The sequence below is a fragment of the Chryseobacterium piperi genome (assembly GCF_002285635.2).
Lineage (GTDB): Bacteria > Bacteroidota > Bacteroidia > Flavobacteriales > Weeksellaceae > Chryseobacterium > Chryseobacterium piperi.
The window spans coordinates 3,274,961-3,298,526 of record NZ_CP023049.2; the positions used below are offsets into that span (position 1 = coordinate 3,274,961).

The window sequence follows — 23,566 nt, forward strand, 5'->3', positions numbered from 1 at the left end:
AGACTAAATAAAAATAATAAAAAACACTAGAATTATCCACTATTGCAGGCAAATAGGGATAAAAAATAAACACAACAAAAATTATATTCAACAGGTATATCCAATGTTAATCAAATATAATTATTGATATATAATTTTTGTTGTGAATTTACAAATAAATGTAATTTTTCAGAAAAAAAATACAGCTTTAGAAATGCGTGTTTTTATTTTGGTAACCCTCTTTTTAAGGCTCCTTCTGCTCTTTTTACGGCTACCTCTTCTTTCCAGTCCATATATCTTTTCTTAAAATTGACTTTCATAATATCGTCAAATTTACGTTGTACCGTAAGGTTCCAGATCGAATGAGCTTTTACAGCCCATGATTTATCCCATGCTCTCAATGAAAGGGAGAAGCTGCCATCCAGGTATTTCATCCAGTGCCACCAACCGGTAGGCATGAACAAGGTGTCTCCATGCTCCAGAAAACATTCAATTCCTTCAATACCATCCAAGGCAGGGAACTTTGTAAAATCGGGATTAGAAATGTCATAATCTTCCAATGCGTAAGTGGTATAAGGAATTTTATACAACCTTTCTTTCCATCTGTTCTCAAAAAGGATCACATGTTTCCTTCCGTTGAAATGGGTATGAAAGATATGAGGTAAATCTATATCATAATGTAAAAAAGTTACCGAACCTGTACCACCAAAGAACATAGAAGGATATTTATCCAGAAAGCCTCCCATAAGCTCTTTGGGAGAAATGTAATCTTCCAACAGCTTGTTAGCAAATTTGATTGGATCAAAAAAGAAAATTCTCAGATCTGTCGGCTCCCTTTGAATCAGGTCGATATAATCCCCAAACTTCATTTTTGTCGTAGGTGTATTGATAGGAGCTGAAGGGTCGGCTTTTGAACTGTCATATAAGGGAACTTCAACATCGCCTACCGTTTCCTTTATATAATCCATTGTCCATTTTTGATAGGCGGGCCATTTTTTCGCCATATTTTTGATGACGACCGGCTTTCTCGGCTTTAGATATTTTTCGTAAAACTCATCTTTGCTTATGTCGTCTACAATATCAATAGGCTTTAAAATAATTCCCATTTTATAAATTTTATGTTACAAAACTATTAAATAAATATTGATAATAAATAATTTAAGATTTTTTTAACCTATGAGCTTCGTCACGTTTTTATTTAGTCAAAATAAAGAAAACAATCAGTAAGCAATTAGAGACTGACTACTAAATAATCATGTAGTGTATTTTTTGAAAAAAAATATCACTAGAAACATAGTGAAAATGGGTGATTTAACTTATTCCTGTAAAATGTATCTTTATAAAGGTGTAACAAAAAATGCAGTATCTTAACTAATTAACCAAATAATAAACTATGAAAAAGAATCTTTCTTTATTTCTGATGATTTTTCTTTCCGTGCTTTCCTATGCACAGAAATCGGTTACGGGAAAAATCACAGATGAAGATGGTGTTCCGATTCCAAGTGCGAGCGTAACGATTGAAGAGCCGGGAAAAGATGCGATTTTAGCCTATGGAATTACCAATTCAAAAGGAGAGTATAAAGTGACTTTTACTTCAGCAGAACCCAATGTGGATTTAAAAGTAAAGGCATTCAATCAAAAACCACTGACCAAACAAATAAGCAACAGCGATCAGACGCTGAGCTTTAAAATGCAATCTGAAGCAACGGAAATTAAAGAAGTTCAGTTGAAGACCAAAATGATCACAGCAAGAGGAGACACGATTGCCTATGATCTGAAAGCTTTTGACAGCAAAAGTGACAGGACCCTTGCTGATGTAATGAAAAAGATTCCGGGTATTGAGGTCAATACCGATGGAACGATTCTATACCAGGGAAATGCCATTAACAAGTTTTACGTTAATGGAAAAGATTTAATGGAAGGAGGATATGGGACTATCAACAACTCTCTTCCGAAAGATGTGGTTCAAAAAGTGGAAGTTCTTGAAAACCACCAGCCGGTAAAAATTCTCCAAGATAAAGTGCCTTCAGATCAGGCAGCGATTAATATTAAATTGAAAAATTCGGTTACCATGACCGGTAGAGGAGAAGTAGGAACCGGGTTTGGAGATCCATGGTTGTGGAATGTGAAATTAACCCCAATGTTTTTTGGACAGAAAAGCCAATGGGTAGTTAATTATAAGACCAATAATATTGGCGAGCAGGTAGAAAATGAAGGGAATATATTAGCCTTCGGGAACAGGTTTGAAGGAAGAAGAATCAATGCTTCTCAAAATGACTGGCTGAATGTAGAAAATGCAAGTACTCCAAGCTTACCTGTCAAAAGATATTTAATGAATAATGTTCATTATTTATCGGCTAACTACCTGACTAATATCGATAAGAAGAAAGAATGGGAGCTTAAAGCTAATGCCAATTACACAAACAACGCAGTAGAAAGGGAATCCTATAGCCAGACCGATTATTTTGGTGTTGGCTCTAATGTGACTAATATTCTTAATAATTTCTATACAGACAAAGCAAAAGGAGAGCTGATTTTTACAAAAAATGCTAAAAAAGGGTTCTTTAAAAATACCACAAGCTTTTCTCAATACTGGAATGCAGATAGAGGAATTGTCGATAGAACAGATGTTGAGGATGGAAAACAAAGACATGCAGATGAAGCGATTGAAGCTCCAATCACCTCATTCCAAAACTCATTGAGTACCATTATTCCATGGAAGGAAAAAATGGTTAACCTTTTATCATTTCTGAGTTATCAGACGGACAGACAAACCCTGGAGGTTTCTCCATCATCTTATTTGAATATCCCGGGATTTGTTCCCACTTCTACAGATTTTGTAAGACAGAGTTTACGGCTTAAAACTTTAGAAGCCAATCACTCAGCTAATATTGGATTTTCTACCAAAGGATGGACATTTACTCCGGAAGTTGGATTTAATTTTAAATCAACAACACTGGTTTCGGATTTGTCTAACATCATAACAAACCCTGCTTCTGACCTTACTACTTATAACAATGATTTGAAGTATACAACGGCAACCCCTTACGGAAGTTTAGGCATCAATTATAAAAGTGATTCCTGGATGCTTTATGCTAACTTCCCGGTAAATTCTAACAATATTAAAGCTGAAGACTCGCTTAGAAATGTTTCAAAAACGGTAAATAAAGTTACTTTTGAGCCAAATGTTTTTGCACAATATACCTTTGCATCTTTCTGGAAAGCGTCGGTAAATGCTAATATCAATAACAACTTTGGGGAGATCAATACAGCTTATTCAGGATTTCTAATGACATCGCCAAGCGCAATTAATGCTATGGATAGAGACAATCCGATTCCACAGAATAATAATAAATCTGCAGGAACAAGAATCGAGTATAGAAACCCATTGAATAATTTATTCTTCAATATCAATTACCGATATTCTGATGCTAAAAGAAATTTAATTTCGAATCCAACGATCAATGGAGCAGGATATACCATAATGGAATATATAGAGCGGGATAATCACATCCTAAATAATGGATACAGTGCAGAAGTGGGAAAATATTTCCCTAAGTTTAAAACGAATGCCTCCCTTAGCTACAGTAATAATACCGTGAAATCTGATGCATTCCTGAATGATGCTTCTTTTAGAAATAAGAACAACAGCCAGTCTTATGGAATTAAATTCAATAATACCTATTTCAGTTGGATGAGTATAGATTATAATGCGAGTATTTCCAGAACAAAACAAACGAGTGTCGGAGAACTGAACTCGAATGCTACCAGAACAGGGTTTACCCATAATCTTGGTCTTTTCTTCTATCCTGTTGAAGACCATACGATTGGTTTTAATTGGGATCAGGTGAATACAAATGCGGCAAACCAAAAATACCATAATGGTTTCTATGATGTTTCCTATCAGTTTACCTGGGCAAAAAAGAAAATCGATTTTGAGCTTAAATGGATGAATATCGCGAATAAGAAGGTTTTTGAAACCTATGATATCAATACGACCAACATTGCATACACGAGATACCAACTTCGTCCAAGCCAAGTCATGTTTACTGTAAAATTCAACTTTAAATAATAATGAAAAACCAATCTCAACGAGATTGGTTTTTCATTTTGAAGAAGTATATTGTTTAAAAACCTTGGCTGTCTGCAGAAGGACCGTAGCTTCCCGGAAGTGGGATGTCATTAAGTCTGTAATATACGCCTAGCTGTGCTCTGTGATGAGTAATTTGATTTAATGCATGACGGATAGCTCCATATTTACTCCAACTTGCCAGTTCATGACCATCATTCTTAATAGTCCAGCTCGGATTTAAGTCATCTTCCTTCACGTTTTCCAATGCTTTTTTCCCTGCTTCATAATCTTGATCAAGCTTTTTTAGAAGGTCCTCTTTTGTTGAAAGAACTGTAGGCTGATATCCTCCTTTTGCGAAATCAAGTTCAGAAGTATTTAAAATGGTATTCGGCCATTCGAAAACTTCGACAAGATGGGTCGCGAGAGGCATCATTTTCATGCTCTTTTCATGCGGGGCATAATCATTTTTCCCTTCAGGAAAGCGTTCTACAAATTTTCTGGTGGTCTGATACTCATTTTCCAGCTCAGATTTTAATTGTGATAAAGTGTCCATACTATTTTGTTTTTTTAGGTTCTTTAAAGGTAAAACTTTTAAGGATAAAAATATGATAAGGAATTCATAATATTTTGAAAACTAGCTTACAGAGATCCGGACTTTTTAAATTATATGGTTAAAGGCCAGAAATCCTGATCCTGACCGTATTTTTAGTCATTTAGAATAAAAAACTAAGAAAATGATGTAACAAATTTTAAAAAGTGTTTACTAATTAGTAAACATTACTACAATGAAAAAGCTTTTTTCAATATTTTTAATGGGTCTTTTTGCTTTCGCGAATGCTCAGGAATCAAAGGAAACGGCGAATCGCTTTTTTTATGAACTTACATTCAAGCCTAAAAAAGATTCTGCTAAAATAGATAAGGTTATTACGATATTGGATATTACGGATAAAAACAGGTCTATTTATCAGGATTATACGATTATCGCCCAGGATTCTATATTAAAGGTAGAGATTGAAGCGATGCAAAAGGCAGGAATGATGAAAGATCTTTCAAAATCTATTAAAAAACCGAAAATTTCTGCAAGAATTTACAAGCTTTATCCAAGTATGAAAATTGAATATGTTGATAAGATTGCGAATGGCTTTACTCCTGCTAATATCGGATATGATGAAAACTTAAAGTTTAATTGGAAAATACAAAATGAAAAACAAAAAATAGGCGAATATAATACTCAGAAAGCAACTACTGACTTTGGAGGAAAACAATGGACCGCTTGGTTTAGTTCAGATCTGCCTTTTCAGGATGGACCATATAAATTCTATGGTCTTCCTGGTCTCATTGTTAAGATAGAGGATGCAGGAAAAAATTATTCTTGGGTTTTACAAGGAAATAAAAAAATAAAGGACTATACAGAATACTCTTATCTTGAAAATTTAATGCAAGCTAAAGGAGGAAAAGTAAATATTCTGTCTCGAGAAAAGTTTGAAAAAACATTTAATGACTTTAAAAAAGATCCTTTTGCATCTGTAAGACCAATGATGACGCAGGAAATGATGTCTAAATCAATCCCGGGAATGGATGGTACATTAGGAGACATGATGAAGAAACAGGAAAAGCAGTATAAAGATTTTTATAATACAAATGACAACCCTATTGAGCCTGATTATGAGAAATTAAGTGTGGGAAATCTTGAAAAAGTAAGAAGAGAAAAAGATTAAAAAATACTCATATCAACTAAATTATATCTATGACAACCCAAATGCAGAATGTGTTTGGGTCGTCTTTTTATTTCAATATTGTATATAACAAAGGGATGATTAATGAAGTTAATATTTACAGAACAAGTTAAAATTAAAAAAGGAAAATATTTTATTAGAATGGAGGCTCGAAAATATAATATTTAACACAGAACTCAGATTATTTAATAAAACTGTTTGCTATAGTTGGAATTTTATACAATTTTTGATATTTTTATCAAATAACAAACCAAATATTATTTTATGAAAAAATTTATTTTTACAATTTTATTGACTTCATCAACAGTATTGTTTGCAAGAAGTGAAGAACCAAAAATAAAAATTGATTTTCCTAAAGGGAAAACAGTTTTAGTTGCAAAAAAGAATTTTAATGGGGAGAAAATTGAAAAGGTGATAAACCAAGAAGAAAAGAAAGCTATGAATTTAGAAGGATGTATAGCTATTGCGTCTTATGTTGGGAGTTATGATCCAGCATTAGGAGCGGCAATGATGGGAGATTGTGCACATCAATATAATCCATAAAAAAATCAATTTATTAAAAATAAACCCAAGTGTATTAATGCATTTGGGTTTATTTTTTTCAAAATTAATGTTATTTAGATTAAATTTAAATAACGTATATTTGCAAGGACAAAAATTTGGCTTTGAAAGAGAAGGATTTACATAAATTAAGCAGCTTTCCCAAGAATAAAATGGGGAAGATATTGGGTTATGATAACGATCATCTAAAAATGCCCAACAAAATCATCGAAATGGGTCTTTTACCGGAAACCATTTTCAGAATTTTGTATCAGGCTCCGTTTAACGGACCTATGTATGTGGAGTTTGGAGATGAAAAAAGCCGTATAGCTCTTAGAGAGGAAGAAGGAGATTATATCATTGTAGAAGATTTGGATTGATGCAGTTAAATAAGAAAAAACAGGTCCTTTTAGTAGGAAACCCGAATGTGGGGAAGTCCACGGTTTTTAATACACTCTGCAATAAAAAGCAGAAAACGGGAAACTATGCAGGGGTTACGGTAGAAAGTTATTCAGGGAACTATACCTATAGAGATGAACAGGTAGAGGTCGTAGACTTACCAGGTTCTTACAGTGTTTATCCAAGTTCTGAGGATGAAGCTATTTTTTCCAAATTTCTGATTGATGAGCAGAAGAATTATACGGGTGTCATCTATATTCTGGAAGCATTAAGCTTAAAAAGAGGACTTTTATTATTCCAGCAGATTCAGGATTTAGGAGTGCCGTTGATTTTGGTTGTTAACCAGATTGACCAGGCAGAAAGAAGAGGAATTAGTATTGATATGCAGCGTTTTTCTGAAGCACTGAATATTAAAATTATTCAGACCAATGCCAAAGAACAGATCGGAATAGATGAAATAAGAGAAGCTGTTTTTAATAATGACTTTCTGAAAACTGAGAAAATATCTTTCGAAACGCCTAACGAGCATAAAGACTTTCTTAAAAAAATTGCGGCTCATAAGGGTATCGACAATGAATATAAAGCATGGATGACAATATCATCCGGCATTGAAACAGGGAGAATAGAATCGGTACATGATCTGTTAAGTAACTCCGAGGCTAAAAGCTTGGTCCCGAAAAGATTACAGGTTCAGGAAACGGTGAGGAGATATCAGAATGTGGATAAGATCCTGGCTAATGTTATTTCTAAAAAACCTCAGTTTAAGGAATTACTGACTGAAAAACTGGATAAAATTCTGGTTCATAAATTCTGGGGATATGTGGTGTTCTTATTGATCCTTCTGCTGATCTTCCAGAGTGTTTTCTTTTTTGCAGAATATCCGAAGGGCTGGATTGAGGACTTTTTCGCTTGGTTATCGTCATTCACAAAAGACAACCTTCCGGAAGGGCCATTGAATTCTCTGGTTTCTAATGGAATTATTCCAGGGTTAGGAGGAATTATGGTGTTTGCTCCACAAATCGGAATTTTATTATACTTCCTGTACCTGTTGGAAGACTCAGGGTATATGGCAAGGGTTATTTTTCTCATGGACCGTTTTTTACGTCCGTTCGGACTTAATGGAAAAAGTATTGTTCCATTGGTTTCGGGCACTGCCTGTGCTATTCCGGCAGTCATTTCGACCAGAAATATTGAGAACGTAAAAGAAAGATTGCTGACCATTCTGGTGACGCCTTTTATGACTTGCTCTGCCAGACTTCCTGTTTATAGTATTATCATTGGGCTCGTTATTTCAGATCGTAGCTTTCTGGGGATAAAGTATAAAGCTTTGGTATTAATGGGAATGTACTTGTTAGGTTTCCTGGTGGCTTTATTTTCAGCAGCAATTCTTAAAAGATTTATTAAAAATGAAGGAAAAACCTATTTGGTGATGGATTTGCCGACTTATAAAAAACCGCTTTTCGGATATGATTTCAAAATGGTTTTGGGTAAAGTCTGGGATTTCATTACCGGAGCAGGTAAAATTATATTTATTGTCAGTATTATTATCTGGTTCCTGAGTTATTTCGGACCCCAACAAAAACCGAATGAGATGGTAGCTACGGATGTAAAGCTGGAGCAGTCTTATCTTGCGAAAATGGGGAAGGCGATAGAACCTGCCATTGCACCGCTGGGATACGATTGGAAAATGGGTGTTGGTATTATCACCAGTTTTGTAGCCAGAGAGGTTTTCGTGGGAACCATGTCCACTTTATACAGTTTGGATGATGATGCTCCGGAAATGAAAGTTATTGATAAAATGAGAAACGATGTAAAGCCCAATGGAGAAAAAGTGTTTAATTTTGCAACAGGAATATCCATACTTATGTTTTATGCATTTGCAATGCAGTGTGTTTCTACACTTGCAGTAGTCTACAGAGAAACCAAAAGCTGGAAATGGACCGGCTTTCAGGTAGTCATGATGACTGGTTTGGCATACTTTGTGTCGCTGTTTGTTTATCAAATCTTAAAATAATGAACGCTTCATTAATTTTTCAATACATCATCGTAATACTCATCGTGGGGTTTGCCTGTTACTCTTTATTTAAAGTAATCAGGAACAATTTTGCGCCTAAAAAATTCAGTTCCAAAAGTACGGGCTGTGATAAAGATTGCGGTTGTTCATAATAAATAATGTTTCTGTGGAAAACTAAACTCTTTTAGAACCGGTTTAAATTTCTAAAATTAAATCTTTGTATCGTTGATTAGCTTTCTAAATATTGAGAATGCCAGATAATTCTTCACATAAAAATATTTGAATATCACGAAACAGCCTTATTCGTGGGTAAAAATTATGGCTACGAATACACGAATCTTTTCCCTTTACGTGGTAAAAAATGTAGAATCTGAGAAAAACAAAAAAGAAATTCTTTATTATTTTTTTATTTATTTTTGTGAAAATCAAACACAAATCATATGAAGAAAGAATTGATAGAGGAACTTTTTATAAAATTCGAAAATGCTTCACATTTATACAATGATATTGAATGCTGGAGTGCCAGAGATTTACAAGAAATTTTAAATTATACTAAGTGGGATAACTTTTTAAAAGTTATTGAAAAAGCAAAGAAGGCATGTGAGAATGTTGAAGAAGAGGTTCAAAACCATTTTGCCGATATCAGGAAAATGGTCTTAATTGGGAGTGGTTCTGAAAGAGAAATTTCAGATATTGCACTAACAAGATATGGTTGTTACCTTGTTGCTCAAAATGGAGATGCCTCAAAGACTGAAATTGCTTTTGCACAAACTTACTTTGCTGTTCAGACAAGAAAACAAGAAATTATTGAAAAAAGGCTTTTAGACGTCGCAAGAGTAACGGCAAGAGAAAAACTATCTAAGACGGAGAAAAAGCTTTCTGGAATTATTTATGAAAGAGGAGTCGATGAGAAAAGTTTTTCATTGATTCGTTCAAAAGGAGACCAAGCATTGTTCGGCGGATTTTCTACAAATGACATGAAGAAAAGAATTGGGGTTCCACAAAATAGGCCTCTGGCTGATTTTCTTCCTACATTGACAATCAAGGCGAAAGATTTTGCAACTGAATTGACTAGCCATAATGTTGTTGAAAAAGATTTAAATGGAGATGTCCAGATTAGCAATGAGCATATTGAGAATAATTTAGCAGTAAGAAAGATGCTAGGTGAAAGAGGGGTCAAGCCTGAAAACCTTCCTGCGCTTGAAGATGTCAAAAAAGTTCAGAGACAATTGGAAAGTGATGAAAAGAAAATTTTAAAGGAAACAAAAAAAAAGAAAAAATAAGAATGTCATTAATAAAAAGTATTTCAGGAATCCGAGGAACGATTGGCGGAAAAGTAAATGATAACTTAACACCGCTGGATGTGGTTAAATTTGCTTCGGCATTTGGAACCTGGCTTCAAAACAATAAAAACAAAAAGGATTTAACGCTTGTTATCGGAAGAGACGCCAGAATTTCTGGTGAAATGGTTTCTTCTTTGGTAACCGCTACATTACAAGGTTTAGGAATCAATGTAGTAGATTTAGGGCTTTCTACCACGCCTACTGTTGAGGTTATGGTTCCTGAATTGAACGCTGACGGAGGAATTATCCTTACGGCTTCTCATAACCCTAAGCAATGGAATGCCCTTAAGCTATTGAATGAGAAAGGGGAATTCATCAGCGGTGAGAATGGCACTGAAATGTTGAAAATCGCTGAGAATGAAGATTTCAATTATGCGGAGGTGGATGACTTAGGAAAATATGACACGAGAGATGATGCTTTTGATATTCATATTCAAAAGATCCTTGACTTACCGATGGTAGATGTCGAGGCTATTAAAGCGAAGAAATTCAAAGTGGTTTTAGACGCGGTGAACTCTACCGGAGGAATCGCTATTCCTATGTTACTGGATAAATTAGGCTGTGAAACAGTAAAATTGTACTGTGAGCCCAATGGCCAGTTTCCACATAATCCGGAGCCTTTAAAAGAGCATTTGGGGGATATCTGTGAATTGGTAAAAAAAGAAAAAGCTGATTTCGGAGTCGTAGTAGATCCGGATGTTGACAGATTAGCTTTAATTGACGAAAATGGAGAAATGTTCGGTGAAGAGTATACATTGGTTGCTGTTGCCGACTATTTATTAAAACATAAAAACGGAGTTGCTGTTTCCAACCTTTCTTCAAGCAGAGCGTTGAGAGATATAGCACAAACCCACAATTCTGAGTATTTTGCAAGTGCCGTAGGAGAGGTGAATGTTGTTACCTTAATGAAGGAGAAAAATGCAGTAATCGGAGGTGAAGGGAACGGAGGAATCATTTACCCTGATTTGCACTACGGAAGAGATTCTTTGGTGGGAGTAGCCCTTTTCCTTACTTATCTGGCAAAGCAGGATAAAAAGGTTTCTGAATTAAGAGCCGGCTATCCTAGCTACTTTATGGGGAAAAAGAAAATAGAACTGACTCCTGAAATCAATGTAGATGATATTTTAGCCAAAATGGAAAAAGAATATCAGAATGAAGAAGTTTCTACAATAGATGGAGTGAAAATAGATTTTGAAAATAATTGGGTTCACCTTCGTAAATCAAATACAGAGCCGATTATCAGAATTTATACAGAAGCAAAATCTCAGGAAGAAGCAGATCAGTTAGGAGATGATATTATTGCTAAAATAAACAGCCTGATTTAAATTAAAATAACAAGAACGGAACCTTAGGCTCCGTTCTTTTTTTATTATCTCAAAGAATGTTTGAACATCTTAAAGACCGTTTTCCTTTTCCAAAATCGAAATATGCAGCGTTTGTCAAGGACTTCAACCGAATGGAAGTTCCTGCAAAGACAATTCTTTTAAAGGAGAATGAGGTGTCATTAAATGCCTATTATATTGAAAAAGGCATTGCAAGAGCCTGGTATAATAATGACGGGAAAGACGTTACTTTTCAGTTTTTTATGGAAAATACCATGTTCTCATCGTTGGAAAGCTTCAGGAAAGGCTTGCCGAGTATGGTCTCTTTTGAGACGATTGAACCATGTATCTTATGGAAAATAGATAAACCTACGGTTGATAAGGTTCTTGCAGAAATCTATGAGGACCCTAAGCTTAGAGATTTATTTATGGACTCTGTCTTTGAAAGAACGTTCGATTATATGAAACATTTCTTTTCATTCATTAAAGACAGTCCACAGCAACGGTACCTTAACCTTACAAAACAAAACCCTGAAATTATCAAAAGGGTTCCCCAGCATTATATTGCTTCCTATCTGGGAATTACGACCGTACATCTCAGCAGGATTAAAAGTAAGATTTTAAAAGAAGAACAATCATCCTGAACTGATAACAAATGTTTTTGCAGTACGGGACTGCTCCAAGCTAATTTTGTATAAAATAAAATAGTACATCATGAAAGCAGCCGTAGTATTTGAAAAGGGAGGAATTCCACAATACGCAGATTTTCCGGATCCGACAACCATTCAGGATCATGAGCAGTTAGTTTTTGTAAAAGCCGCGTCAATTAAACATCTGGACAGAGCTAGAGCCAGTGGAAAGCATTACTCTACAGAAAATGAAGAACATCAGCCGAAGGTTGTAGGAAGCGATGGTGTAGGATTGCTGGAAAACGGATCTAAAGTATATTTTTTCAGTAAAAACGGGACTGTAGCCCAAAAGGTGATGGCAGATAAAAAGATGATTGTCCCTGTTCCTGATGCGCTTGATATTACAATAGCTGCTGCCTTACCCAATGCGGTTATGGGTTCAGCAATGGGACTACAATGTAAAGCAGGATTAAAAGAAGGAGATACGGTACTTATTAACGGAGCTACAGGGGTAACCGGGAAAATAGCCGTTCAGGTGGCTAAACTGTATGGCGCTAAAAAAGTAATAGCTACAGGAAGAGATGAAGAAGCGCTACAATCCCTTTATGAATTGGGTGCAGATGAGGTTATCTCTTTGAAAATGGAAGATGAAGATTTTAAGATGAAGCTGAAAGAGATTCATACACAAACACCTGTTGATGTCGTATTGGATTATATCTGGGGACATTCTGTTGAACTGCTTTTATCAGCTCTGAAAGGAGACGGAACCTTTTCTCCCAAAACCCGACTGGTTTCCGTAGGTGGAATGAGTGGTGATACCATTCAATTATCTTCGCAAACACTGAGAGGAACAGATATTCAGATTTCCGGTTCCGGATTGGGAAGCTGGACTCCTAAAGAATTTTCCCTGTTACTCACAGAAATTCTCCCAGAAATGTTTCAGGCAGCCGTTGAAGGAAAACTAAAAATAGAAACGGAAAGTGTTGATTTAAAAGATATTGAAACCGTTTGGCAAAATGAAATTCATAATAGAAAAAGATTAGTGGTATTAATTTAATGATAATCCGTCTTTTTATCCACAATTCTTTTATGGTAATCTTCTTTTTACTATCTTTAGGATAGAAAATTACGAAAACATAATTCAAAAAAAAGTCGCAAATTTGCAATAATTTTGAATAACAGTTTCAGAAAGAGTATATTAATTAAAGAAGTTTGCCGAGGTCTGCAAGAAAATTCAGGCATTGGCTGACGATGGAGACACTATATTGGAAGAATATTTTGGAAATGAACTTGTTAAAAAGTTCGAAGAAATGATTGAAAACAATGATGAATTCTATTTCGATACAGAAGAACTGGAAGATATTATTGTTTACTATCTGGAGCTGGGTGATTTTAACTATGCAGATAATGCGGTTAATTATGGCCTGAAGCTTCATCCTAATTCATTGGATATCAAGATTAAAAAACTTGAAGTTCTATTGGAGTGGGAAGATTATAATACGGCAAAGGAGCTCATCGATGAGTTGAAAGCTTCATCTATGGAGCATACCGACTTTTTGGTTTGCTATGCCAAGTATTACTCGAATTTAGGAAATCCTAGAAGAGCCATTGAAATTTGTAAAAAAGCTTTAGAATTGAAAGAAGAAGAAAACTTCCTTCACAATTTTATTGCAGATGAATATGTGAATTTAGGAGATCCTTTCAACGCTCTTAAGTACTACAAAAAAGCATTGAAAGAAGACCCAACGGATGAATATGCGTTGGAAAACTGTATGATCTGCTTTAATGATTTGAAAAAGAGTGAGGAGGCTATTGCCTTTCTGAATGAATATTTAGATGAATTTTCTTATTCCGAAACCGCATGGTATGAGTACGGACAGTTCTATTTCAACAGAAAGAACTATGAGGAAGCGATCAAAGGATTTGATTACTTATTGGCGATCAATTCCAGCTCTGTAGGAGTTTATGCGAATAAATCAGCTTGTTACGAAGCTTTAGGACAATATAAAAAAGCAATCGAAGTATATGAGGAAATGCTTGAACTGGAATACACCAAAGCATTTACATTTTATAAGATTGGATTGTGTTATAAGGCATTGAAGCAGCCGATAATGGCATTGAATTCCTTCCAGAAATCATTGAGAGAAGACCCTCAGTTTTATCTTTCGATGATGGAACAATCGTATTTGTATGAAGAAATGGGCGGAATGCCGGAAGCGTTACATTTTGCAAAAGAAGCAACGCATTTGAATGAAAACAATCTTGACTATCAGAAGAGACTGGCATTTTTATTTATTGATTCCGGAAAGTTTGAAGAAAGCCTTTGCTGTTTAAAGAAACTGGTGGCTGCAGAGCCTTCAAGATTCTACAACTGGTATGCATACTCAGAAGTTTTGATGCTTTTGGGTGAATATGAAGAAGCTGTTACGATTGTGTATAAAGCTATAGAAAATCATAACAGAGCAGAACTGTATTACCAGCTAAGTAACTGTTATTTTAATCTGAAAGCACAGGAAAAAGGAATTGAAGCCCTTCAGCAGGCATTGGATCTTGATCCTTCTCTTGCACAGGATATGCAGAAAAAGTATCCTTACATTAAAGATGAGGTGAAAAAAGCCAGAGCTAAAGTTCAAAAGAAAAGCTGATTACTTTATTGTCATTCATTGAATGATGATGTATAATCCATAAAAAAATAAATCCTGCAGTATTGCGGGATTTATTTTTTAGCTATAAACTCAAAATGAATATCCGTTTTTTAACCTAAAGCTGTAATGTTAGCAATGACAAGCCTATCAAATAGTTGTTCACCGAAATATCTTCGATTGAGCTTGTAAACAAATTCGTCAAGATAAAGTTGTAAATACTTTCTTTCGATTTTATGATAGTTCCCCAAGAGATTTCTTTTAGCATTATTTATGGCTATATGAACCCATTTCAAAGTTTCTTTGGTAGTCTGCATTGATGATTTTTCCATAATATGAAGTTCGACAAAGTCTGCTATATCTACATAAGACTTACTTTTGTCTGTAAATACGATACATTCTTCATTTAAAGATTGTCTAATAGTATCATTGATCTCATTAGACTTATGGGTGTCCAAAACGATAGCTTTAAAGTAACGGCAATGTTTAGAAGACTTCCCGTTTTCCATATCTTCCAGTGGTATAGATTCAGCCATGACAGCAACATTCTGTTTTCCGATTGCTCCCTTTCCCCGAATACCTTTTTCTTTTTCAATCTCTGAAGCGGCAATGCTAAAATAAGCTTCATCAAATTCTATCATTCCTTCCAAGGTGTAACGGGAATCCCTATTACCCATAGCCCTTCTGAGCTTCTGTACCATCAACCATACCGGTTCATATCTTTTCATTCCTAGTTGCTTCTGGATTTCCTTGGCCGAAAAACCTTTCTTGGTACAACTCATGAGAAGCATCGCCTGATACCAAATCAAAAAACCAAGTTTTGAGTTTTCCATGATGGTACCACAGCGAAGAGATGTTCTGTATTGACAAGCTTTACATTCGTAACTCCATTTATCGCTTTTCCAATAATGATCCCTATGACCACACTTCCTGCATGATATTCCTATTTTATTTCTTTGGGCCTTAAAGTGATTACGACAGTCTGTTTCGCTTCCAAAATGAACGGTGAAATGGAATATAGTCATCGGTAATTTATTGAAGAATACTGAGATAATAAATATTTAGGCAATAATACGGATATTCGTTATTTGAGATTACTAAGAGTAGATTTGGCTATGTTTACTTCATTCTCCTCTAGCCTCTTAATAATTTCGTTTAACTTTATTTCTAATACTTTATCAGACAGCCCCAATAGATCATATTTTACAAAGAATGGAGGATATGATTTCCCTTTCCCTCCATAAATAATTTCAGTAGTGTCAGTTAAAAAGAAGCTCATTCCTAGTCTTATAAGAGAAATTGACTCATTTGGATTTTTCATATTATCTTCTTCTTAATCCTCTATAAAGACGGATCTTAAAGAAGAATTAGGATAGATTAGTGATAAACTAAGGTGAGCCATCGATAATGGAAAACAGGTCCGGCTCTAAAATAAGCAACTAAATCATTCGACATTGTTTATTTAAAAGTTTTAGTAATCTTTACCAAACTTTATAAAGGATGTATCTTGTAATTTTTTTCATGATGAATAATGTGAACTTACTGATTTTTTTTAATTTATAAAAATTAAAGACTTATTAATGAGCATATTATATTAAGGCGCTTCGCTTAGCGAAGCGCACAAAAGTAAAAGATTCTTATTACAATTTGACGGATAATTTATTTTTTCTAACAAAAATATTTGTGAGTAATTGATTTCAAAAGAATTATGATCCAACACAAAACAAATAAAATCTAGTTAGAAAATAAACTAAAAACCATTAGAATCATTTATTGAACAGAGATCATAGCAGAGACCTGCTGTTGCAACTTTTCTATTTTTTCGTCCTGTTCAATGGTATACAGGGTAAGTTCTTCTATTTTTCTTAAAAATTTAGTATTCAGTTCATGCAGAGAGTATCCCTCCTCACTTATTTCTTTTGCCGTAGGGATTTCTGGCAAGTGTTTATTTTCCTGGATATAGGCTTGTACTTCCCGTAACCCAGGGAGTTGGTAGTTTTTTTCGAAGACATTGTCTGCCCAGATGGATTGTGGTCCTATACCAAAGTCCTCACTAAGCACTCCTTTTTCTACAAATAATTTGTATTTGGGAGATTTTATCTTATTTTCAAGTCTATTTCCATCCCCAATTAGGACAGTCCCATTTTTGAAAACACTCATAAGAGAGGTATTCTCATTAAAATCATCAAAAAAAGTAATAGCTTCCGAGCTCAAGTATATACTAGATTGCTCATTATTGATCCCGTCGTTATTACTGTAAAAAGCTAAATCATTTTTTGATATTATTTTTGCCCAGCTAATTCCTGCTTTGGGGAAATAAAGAAAAGGATTTCCATTCTTCGTCTTTGATACTTCGAGTTCATCCATTATTGTAACCTTATCCTTAGCGATTTCTAGGCTAGCAACCTGTGACAAACTTTCGGGAATAAATTTAAAAGTTTCACCTCGTTTTTTTGTAAGAAAAAGAACCTTTCCTTCTTCTGTATCGAAGGATAATTCAATATTTCTTTTAGAGGTTTCACCATATGATATATTATTATATATCTGAAATTGAGATTTATTAAATTTAAACAAAAATTTAGGAATAACTGATCCCTGCCTTTTTGCAAAAAAAATAATATCACTTTGGTTATCTGAAGATATTTCCCCAGAAAGATCAACTCCAGTATTGAGGAAATTATTCTTATATATTTTGAAAGATTTTGCATCATAAGAATTCTCTACACTATGTAATGTATCCGGTAGTTCTTTGTTTTGATTCTGTGCAAAGAACAGGTTATCAGATAAAATACTCATTATTACAATAAATACTAATTTTAGTTGTGTTGTTTTCATAAGTTCTAAAATTTTAAATGTGTTTGTTTATTAATAAAAAATAAGAGATCGTAAAATATATATTAATGTCTTCTTACTTCTTTTATTAAGGCCAACAGATTGCCACTCGTTCCACCTTGTGACCATAGTTTTTTACCTTTATATAGATCATACCTTACTATTTGGAGGTTACAGAATCGGAAGGAATTTTATTTCCTTTTGCATCTATTCTTCCAATACCCGGTATTAATATTTCATGAAGGGTTGTCTTGCCCTTTGGTCTTATTCCAACCTGTATCTCTACATCTATTTTAGTACTTAAAAAGGGGGAAATATTAATTTTACCCGTCTGGTCGTAGTAGTATTTATCTATTCCAAAACCTGAATTCTTCACCTCTATACTCTGCCATGGATTGGGATAATAGATTCCTCCCTGACCGAGATCTTTGGGCTTATAAGTATTAGCTGTTCCTGCATAATCATTCAGACTGGTGGCCACTATCCTGGTCTCATAGAGAATTGTCCTCTTTTTCTTTTCTCTTACTGTTACATTGATAAAACCTCCTGGAGAAACTTCTCCTTTGATTCCATTTTTCTGATCAACTTTTGGACTAAATGCTTGCGATAAATCTAAGGTAGCATCAATTTTTTGTCCTAAAAGATTTTGTGATGCCCCCCCCCAGCAAAAGCCTAATAAAAAGAGCATTTTCATACTATACTGTTTCATCATTTTTTATTTGTTTTTAGGTTTATATAGTACCGGTTCAATAACCCACTGCTGCAAATAATTCGAATTATTATCATCTATATCTGCTTGTACTAAGCGCAACTCTCCTTCTTCTTCCACTATTTTACCCGTTAGTGCTTTTTTAGAATGTTGAACAATACAATTCCAGCGGCTGGGTCCTTCGAAAGAATAATGCTGTATATTCTGTAGTTCCCATTTTTCATTATCTCCCGGTTCTTTGCCATCTCCTTTTTCTCTCCACTGAATAATATTGTATCCTTCGGTGTTAAACCCTTTCCATACGTTGATATACCGCTTACTGTATACATTCATAATGAAACATATATTGCCTTCCAAATATTCTATTTCCCATAACTGTTTCGGATCGTTTTTATCATATCCTGTCATGATAATAGTGCTACTTACAAACTCGTCTTTTGCACTCATCGCCAAATCAGGCTCCATAGCAGGCCTTATAGAATAATATTTCTTTAGCTGATTGGTCTGATCGGATAAAGCTTCAAAAGTAAATCGTGTAGATGTATCATCTCTCATTTGTAGAAGCTGTGTTTTAGCACCTACATAAGCGATAACCTTATTATCTTCTGCAGAAATGATCTTCCATCCTTTGTCTTGATAGGCCAATCTCCACCGGACTTTGCTGTTTTCCCCGGTAGTGTCAGCTATAGAAAATACACCGAGTGTATCATCTATGGCAAATAATCTCATCCCATTATGATTGATGATATGAAAATCATCTGCTCCTGTTGCTGGCATCAACCACCATTGCTGATTTTTATCTTGACTATCTTTTTTCTTCTTCGCAAGCTGCCCAAATGCATTCGCCTCATAAGTAAGGGCATCTCCAGTGTCAAACAATATATAATACCCTCTTCCGAGACTGGGGAAAGGAGTAAATCTAAATTTACTAAGATGGTCAAAGCCTACAGCAGAAATCAGAGGTTCCGGTACATTATAATCTATATCATTCTTCACCTGCAAGGTTCCATTACCAAATGCATGGTTTGAAATCCTCCATCCCTGATCGTAATAAAGATCAAACTGCCCATAAAATTTGCTTGGATTAGCTTCCAGCTCATAATAATAAAAATCTTCATCCTCAACTACCTGCCCATCCGACTCATCTTCCGAAAGGAATTTTTTGTTCTGAAGATTAAATAGCTTTACATATCCTGAGTCAAATTCCTGAACCTGCCATATTGGAGGGTATTCTTTAGAGGCTATAGGCCATTGAATAACTGTAGTATCATCTTCAATAGGTAAATTCCTATCTAAAAACATCTTAGTAACTTCTGAAGAAATATAATAGATCCCATCTGTAACGGGTATTTCTATATTGGCATCGACCAGACGCCATTCGTACAATGGATTATCGTCTTCTATGGTAATTACTGAGACTTTTTTCCCTTTTTTATCATTATCTTCATCACCCTGCTTAAAACCAATTCCCAAATCCTTTTCAAGATCCCTTAGTCTGAATCTTCCCCATTTCCCAACATCAGGATTAAAAAAAGAATTCCCGTTTTTTATATCATCTGAACAAAAAACTATTTTTTCATTTGAGCTTTTTAGCGTCGCTCGATTAATCATCATTCCTGAGGCTATATTTTCAAATACAAAATAGTCTTTATCATTAATTTCAAGCTTCTTTTCTTCTATCTGGTAAGACCTGTTCAATCGCCATAATTGCTTTATATCATTACTAACAGGCTCCTGAATTAAATCTGCATAATAATTTATTCTATTTGGAAATTCCTTAAATTTACCTTGATCCTCTTCTCTTATTTCCCCATGTGTTAATGCCATATTACTCTCTTCAGAAATGATTCTAAAAACACTACCTACACATGGCCGGAAAATTGGGAGGTTTCCATTTTCTAATGCATTAAAATCATATTGTAACACCTGCTTGTCTTCTTGATATGCATATTTAATTTCACTTTTTTTTGTAGAAATATTCACTCCATGAGAATCTATAAAATAAACTTTCCATAAGTAAGTCTCTTCTGTAAGAGGAAGCATCGGGATGATTTCTAAACTTTGGTCTTCTACAGGGACCGACACCGTATTGATTATATTCCCGTCATTGTCATATTCCTCAAAAACAATATTTATACAGTGTATAAGATCATAGGGGATGTTTAGGGGCAACATCCATTTGACCTTAATCTGGTCAATATCTATATGGCTACCCTCTCTAAAATCGGCTTTAATATCTAAAAACAAAGGCGGTTCGGTATGAAGAAGATTATGGGTGCTGGGCCATAGGCCATAGGCTTGATCAAGAGCCTCTACCACAATTTTTATCCGCTCACTATACTCAAAAACGTCTTCTTTTAAATGGGAAATATGGTCTTCAAAAAGCGATGCAGCAGCCTTCTCATCCTCGTATTCACCAATAAATTCCTGCTTGCTTCTCTTCATAAATTCTACTGTAAAATCGGTCAATTTTTGATCACAGAGTTGATTAATAAGATAAAGTAAAGCATGGTGCATGCTTTCTTTAATATTCACCGCTACCTTAACCAACAAATCATCCATCATCCCATGAAGATAATCATTCATTACTAAAAAGGCCATATCCAGAGCATCAATATCGACATCTGCTTGGATTTGCTCTCTAATCAAACTTGCCTTGTATTCCACCATGGCTATTACCTGCGCAAAAGAGATATAAATGGATTGCTCTGCCCGGAGATAAATATCTTTTATAATGGGGATGGCTAGGTTATTTAGTTGGTTGTAGAGAAAAGCAGACCAATTTACATTCCTCCTTTCCCGATATTCTCTTATATAGAAACTTGGTGTTTCAGCACTTTCCAGGTAAGGTGCAATCTCATTCTCAGAATAAAGTCTATTCAGTAGTACCTCCTCCAGGGGAGTTCCTTTACTATGAGGAATACCGATAAGACTGATCACAGAGAGCGCCGCCTCTTCCGGTGATGCAGACTGTAAATTCCAATCAACAAGTCCGTAATGAATTCCAAGTATATTAGCAAGATTTTCCGAAAGGCTATAAAACCTGAACAGATTGGCTATAGCAAAACTATCAGCCGTAATGTGCTTTGATAGCACAGTAGTCCAATGTCGATAATCAAGTACTGTTTCAGGCGTGTTTCCTACTTTTTCGTTCAAGATATGTACAACAGAAGGAAAAATGGTATAGAGTGATCGCTCGTTGTCATACACCTCTTTTTTGCTATTTGTAAATTTACCACCATAAAAAGTCGGAAGTTTTACTCTCTTAAAAACATTTTCTATCTCCTCCTTTCTGCCTGATAAAACATCTCTCCAACTCACTCTTTCGAATGCCTGAGAAAACCGGCTTATTTCCTTGGTTTCATCAGGATAGTATACGTTATTTTGAAAAGTAAATTCATAAGGTCCTATTTTCGTAAGCAAGGAATCATAGGTAGGAATGTTTAGATTTTCAGAACGTTTACTAGGGATTTTGAAGAGATCACTTGGATAATACAATAACTTTTTAGATTTATTCAGATATATATGTCCTCTATTCATCTTTAAATTATCTTGTATTATACTGCTTTCCGTCACATAATCATCTCCGATAAGAGGAGGGAAAATACCATTAAAAATAGATTCAGTTCGATTAGTGATCGAAATATCATTGATCATTATTCTGTAGGTAGTATTGGATGAGGAATAGCCTTCTCCTAAATATGAATAAATATTGATGGTATCAGAGGTATATTCTCCCTGAAGGCTTTTGAATGCATGTAGCAGATTATGAGTAAGTGTTTTATCAAAGTTTTCCCACGGCTCCATATAAACATGTGGATATGTTGTAATAATGGAACCCGTTGGTTGGCCAGCCAAAGCCTGGTCAAAAGGATAAGGCAATTCGTAATTAAAAATTCCCTTGGCAGTCTGATTATTGGTAGGAGCCATAATCAAAATCCCACCAGCTTTCTCTCCATTTTTCAATTCAAAAAAGTGGAAAGTATTCTCAACGAAATAGTCTATCAGCAGCTTTCCACTGTATCCCTCTTTTATCTCCCTAATGTTATGGCGGATACCTCTTACAAACTTTTCTTTAGCATCTTGAGTGTCTATCAAATCCGAAGTAGATTGGTCATCTCCTTCTATCCAAAATAAGATAAGAGCTTCTGGCATAACATAAATATTGGTCATTATTTGATAGGCATCTGCATAAGCATCCTCACCTTCTAACGAGGTATATGGTATTTTCATCTTTACAGGAGCAGGCAGGTCACTTGTTTGCCTATCAGCGTAATATATACCCGTGAATATTTCTTCTTTGTTACATCTTAAACGCTTCTCATTCATTGAGGAAGAAGACTCACGGTGATGATGGGTATTAATTTTAATACTTTCCCATGCCCAAACATCGGCACCATATGCCCATGCTCCCAATTGGTCAATATAGATTTCCAACTCCTTTTCATTCTCTTTTTTAATTTTCTTTTCTATTTTTTCTCTGTCGATCTGAAACATTTCGACACTTTTAATGATTTCCTCTTTCGCTCGCTCTTCACAGTCTAAAGGAGAGAGCCTTTCCTGCTGCCGGAGTACTCTTAAAATCCGGTAATAGCTCTTGTAAGAAAGATAGTGAGAAATTTTATAGTAATCCCGGCTTAAAGCAAAAATCTCTGCAGCCGTTGTTCTTAATTCCTCTAGCTCAGGCAACGCGTTTAGTTCTTCACTACACGGCTGATGATATAATCTCTCGATAAGATTAATCCATATCCTTGCGCCAGAAGAGTCTTTTCTCTGGTTCTTGTAAGCCTGGAAATCAGGATAATTTTTGGCTTCATACTGCTTTCTTTCCTCGATAAGAGATCTAAAATAAAAGTTTAAATTATCCTTAAATACATTTTTCCATCTCTCCGGCATTCCTTCCATTGCCTTTAACTGGAGAGACTGAAAGCTTTTTATCAATATTTCTTGTTTATAATCATCGCTCACCCAATCATCGTCTAAACAATTGCTAAATTTTGTTATACTTTCTTCCAAACTCCCTTCTATGGTGCTAAGCCATTCTTCAAAAATAACCAACCAGGCAGACCAAGAAGCCGCTAAAGCAGCATCTTTAAGTTCTATATTGGGGAAAGCGTATATCACATATCTTTCCAATTCCCATTGTTCAAGTTCTTCCCATGGATAATATTTCCCAATACCTTCCTGCTCAATCCATTGCACTAATATATCGCGAAGTTGATGGACTGTATATGATGTACTTGAAGCCATTCCCGTTGGTGTAAACCAATAGGGATAATTGTTATATTTTGACGCAACATTTTCCATGACTCGTTTTTTTAATTTATTTCCGTTGTATTTTTTATTGTT

At 35.0% G+C, this 23,566-nt stretch carries 17 protein-coding genes; 10 read left to right on the forward strand and 7 right to left on the reverse strand.

All coding sequences use genetic code 11. The annotated features are described in order from the left end of the window. Positions 1-203: 203 nt before the first annotated feature. Entirely contained in the window at positions 204-1,085 is an 882-nt protein-coding gene (locus CJF12_RS14350) for a cupin-like domain-containing protein (RefSeq protein ID WP_034681256.1), read from the reverse strand. A 287-nt stretch (positions 1,086-1,372) separates the two neighbouring features. On the opposite strand from CJF12_RS14350, the gene CJF12_RS14355 reads away from it, so the two are divergent. After that, entirely contained in the window at positions 1,373-4,051 is a 2,679-nt protein-coding gene (locus CJF12_RS14355) for a carboxypeptidase-like regulatory domain-containing protein (RefSeq protein ID WP_034681258.1), read from the forward strand. Positions 4,052-4,106: 55 nt separating this feature from the next. Here CJF12_RS14355 and CJF12_RS14360 read toward each other — a convergent pair whose 3' ends face one another. Continuing rightward, a complete protein-coding gene (locus CJF12_RS14360) occupies positions 4,107-4,604 on the reverse strand; it encodes a DinB family protein (RefSeq protein ID WP_034681261.1) in 498 nt (165 codons plus the stop codon). Positions 4,605-4,836: 232 nt separating this feature from the next. Between CJF12_RS14360 and CJF12_RS14365 the strand changes: the two genes are divergently transcribed. From CJF12_RS14365 to CJF12_RS14405, 9 genes are all read left to right on the forward strand, one after another. Next, the gene (locus CJF12_RS14365) at positions 4,837-5,769 is read left to right on the forward strand and encodes a GLPGLI family protein (RefSeq protein WP_034681264.1); all 933 of its coding nucleotides are present in this window, start codon (positions 4,837-4,839) and stop codon (positions 5,767-5,769) included. Between the two features lie 282 nt (positions 5,770-6,051). Continuing rightward, complete coding sequence (locus CJF12_RS14370) at positions 6,052-6,330, forward strand: hypothetical protein (protein WP_034681267.1); 279 nt, start codon at positions 6,052-6,054, stop codon at positions 6,328-6,330. 170 nt (positions 6,331-6,500) lie between these two features. Next, positions 6,501-6,707 (forward strand): FeoA family protein, encoded by a 207-nt coding sequence (locus CJF12_RS14375; RefSeq protein WP_051887177.1) that lies wholly within the window; start codon positions 6,501-6,503, stop codon positions 6,705-6,707. Next, the gene (gene feoB / locus CJF12_RS14380) at positions 6,707-8,740 is read left to right on the forward strand and encodes a ferrous iron transport protein B (protein WP_034681268.1); all 2,034 of its coding nucleotides are present in this window, start codon (positions 6,707-6,709) and stop codon (positions 8,738-8,740) included. Before CJF12_RS14375 ends, feoB begins: the two co-directional genes overlap by 1 nt. A 440-nt stretch (positions 8,741-9,180) precedes the next feature. Beyond that, positions 9,181-10,023: a DNA damage-inducible protein D gene (dinD, locus tag CJF12_RS14385; protein ID WP_034681269.1), complete on the forward strand. Its 843-nt coding sequence runs from the start codon at positions 9,181-9,183 to the stop codon at positions 10,021-10,023. A gap of 2 nt (positions 10,024-10,025) precedes the next feature. Continuing rightward, positions 10,026-11,408 carry a phosphoglucosamine mutase gene (gene glmM, locus CJF12_RS14390; protein WP_034681270.1) on the forward strand — a complete coding sequence of 461 codons (1,383 nt, stop codon included), beginning with the start codon at positions 10,026-10,028 and terminating at the stop codon, positions 11,406-11,408. A gap of 56 nt (positions 11,409-11,464) precedes the next feature. Then, positions 11,465-12,049 carry a Crp/Fnr family transcriptional regulator gene (locus CJF12_RS14395; protein ID WP_034681271.1) on the forward strand — a complete coding sequence of 195 codons (585 nt, stop codon included), beginning with the start codon at positions 11,465-11,467 and terminating at the stop codon, positions 12,047-12,049. A 70-nt stretch (positions 12,050-12,119) separates the two neighbouring features. Further along, a complete protein-coding gene (locus tag CJF12_RS14400) occupies positions 12,120-13,091 on the forward strand; it encodes a quinone oxidoreductase family protein (protein WP_034681272.1) in 972 nt (323 codons plus the stop codon). 208 nt (positions 13,092-13,299) lie between these two features. Then, positions 13,300-14,679, forward strand: coding sequence for a tetratricopeptide repeat protein (locus CJF12_RS14405; protein WP_034681623.1), 1,380 nt, complete (start codon positions 13,300-13,302; stop codon positions 14,677-14,679). Positions 14,680-14,789: 110 nt separating this feature from the next. On the opposite strand, the gene CJF12_RS14410 is transcribed toward CJF12_RS14405, so the two are convergent. From CJF12_RS14410 to CJF12_RS14430, 5 genes are all read right to left on the reverse strand, one after another. Beyond that, on the reverse strand, positions 14,790-15,701 hold the full coding sequence (locus tag CJF12_RS14410) for an IS1595-like element ISChpi1 family transposase (protein WP_034681274.1): 912 nt from the start codon (positions 15,699-15,701) through the stop codon (positions 14,790-14,792). Between the two features lie 59 nt (positions 15,702-15,760). Continuing rightward, positions 15,761-15,997 carry a hypothetical protein gene (locus tag CJF12_RS14415; protein ID WP_034681275.1) on the reverse strand — a complete coding sequence of 79 codons (237 nt, stop codon included), beginning with the start codon at positions 15,995-15,997 and terminating at the stop codon, positions 15,761-15,763. Positions 15,998-16,446: 449 nt separating this feature from the next. Next, complete coding sequence (locus tag CJF12_RS14420) at positions 16,447-17,511, reverse strand: hypothetical protein (protein WP_095591169.1); 1,065 nt, start codon at positions 17,509-17,511, stop codon at positions 16,447-16,449. A gap of 157 nt (positions 17,512-17,668) precedes the next feature. Next, on the reverse strand, positions 17,669-18,220 hold the full coding sequence (locus CJF12_RS14425) for a hypothetical protein (protein ID WP_034681277.1): 552 nt from the start codon (positions 18,218-18,220) through the stop codon (positions 17,669-17,671). Between the two features lie 3 nt (positions 18,221-18,223). Next, positions 18,224-23,524 carry a terpene synthase family protein gene (locus tag CJF12_RS14430; protein ID WP_131329472.1) on the reverse strand — a complete coding sequence of 1,767 codons (5,301 nt, stop codon included), beginning with the start codon at positions 23,522-23,524 and terminating at the stop codon, positions 18,224-18,226. Positions 23,525-23,566: the final 42 nt, after the last annotated feature.

What these genes read in the sequence shown, in the direction of transcription:
- CJF12_RS14420 (WP_095591169.1), bottom strand. Translation starts at nt 17,511, where the DNA reads ATGAAAACAACACAACTAAAATTAGTATTTATTGTAATAATGAGTATT.
- CJF12_RS14355 (WP_034681258.1), top strand. Translation starts at nt 1,373, where the DNA reads ATGAAAAAGAATCTTTCTTTATTTCTGATGATTTTTCTTTCCGTGCTT.
- CJF12_RS14360 (WP_034681261.1), bottom strand. Translation starts at nt 4,604, where the DNA reads ATGGACACTTTATCACAATTAAAATCTGAGCTGGAAAATGAGTATCAG.
- CJF12_RS14395 (WP_034681271.1), top strand. Translation starts at nt 11,465, where the DNA reads ATGTTTGAACATCTTAAAGACCGTTTTCCTTTTCCAAAATCGAAATAT.
- feoB (WP_034681268.1), top strand. Translation starts at nt 6,707, where the DNA reads ATGCAGTTAAATAAGAAAAAACAGGTCCTTTTAGTAGGAAACCCGAAT.
- CJF12_RS14350 (WP_034681256.1), bottom strand. Translation starts at nt 1,085, where the DNA reads ATGGGAATTATTTTAAAGCCTATTGATATTGTAGACGACATAAGCAAA.
- CJF12_RS14365 (WP_034681264.1), top strand. Translation starts at nt 4,837, where the DNA reads ATGAAAAAGCTTTTTTCAATATTTTTAATGGGTCTTTTTGCTTTCGCG.
- glmM (WP_034681270.1), top strand. Translation starts at nt 10,026, where the DNA reads ATGTCATTAATAAAAAGTATTTCAGGAATCCGAGGAACGATTGGCGGA.
- CJF12_RS14430 (WP_131329472.1), bottom strand. Translation starts at nt 23,524, where the DNA reads ATGGAAAATGTTGCGTCAAAATATAACAATTATCCCTATTGGTTTACA.
- CJF12_RS14400 (WP_034681272.1), top strand. Translation starts at nt 12,120, where the DNA reads ATGAAAGCAGCCGTAGTATTTGAAAAGGGAGGAATTCCACAATACGCA.
- CJF12_RS14425 (WP_034681277.1), bottom strand. Translation starts at nt 18,220, where the DNA reads ATGATGAAACAGTATAGTATGAAAATGCTCTTTTTATTAGGCTTTTGC.
- CJF12_RS14410 (WP_034681274.1), bottom strand. Translation starts at nt 15,701, where the DNA reads ATGACTATATTCCATTTCACCGTTCATTTTGGAAGCGAAACAGACTGT.
- CJF12_RS14370 (WP_034681267.1), top strand. Translation starts at nt 6,052, where the DNA reads ATGAAAAAATTTATTTTTACAATTTTATTGACTTCATCAACAGTATTG.
- CJF12_RS14375 (WP_051887177.1), top strand. Translation starts at nt 6,501, where the DNA reads ATGGGGAAGATATTGGGTTATGATAACGATCATCTAAAAATGCCCAAC.
- CJF12_RS14415 (WP_034681275.1), bottom strand. Translation starts at nt 15,997, where the DNA reads ATGAAAAATCCAAATGAGTCAATTTCTCTTATAAGACTAGGAATGAGC.
- dinD (WP_034681269.1), top strand. Translation starts at nt 9,181, where the DNA reads ATGAAGAAAGAATTGATAGAGGAACTTTTTATAAAATTCGAAAATGCT.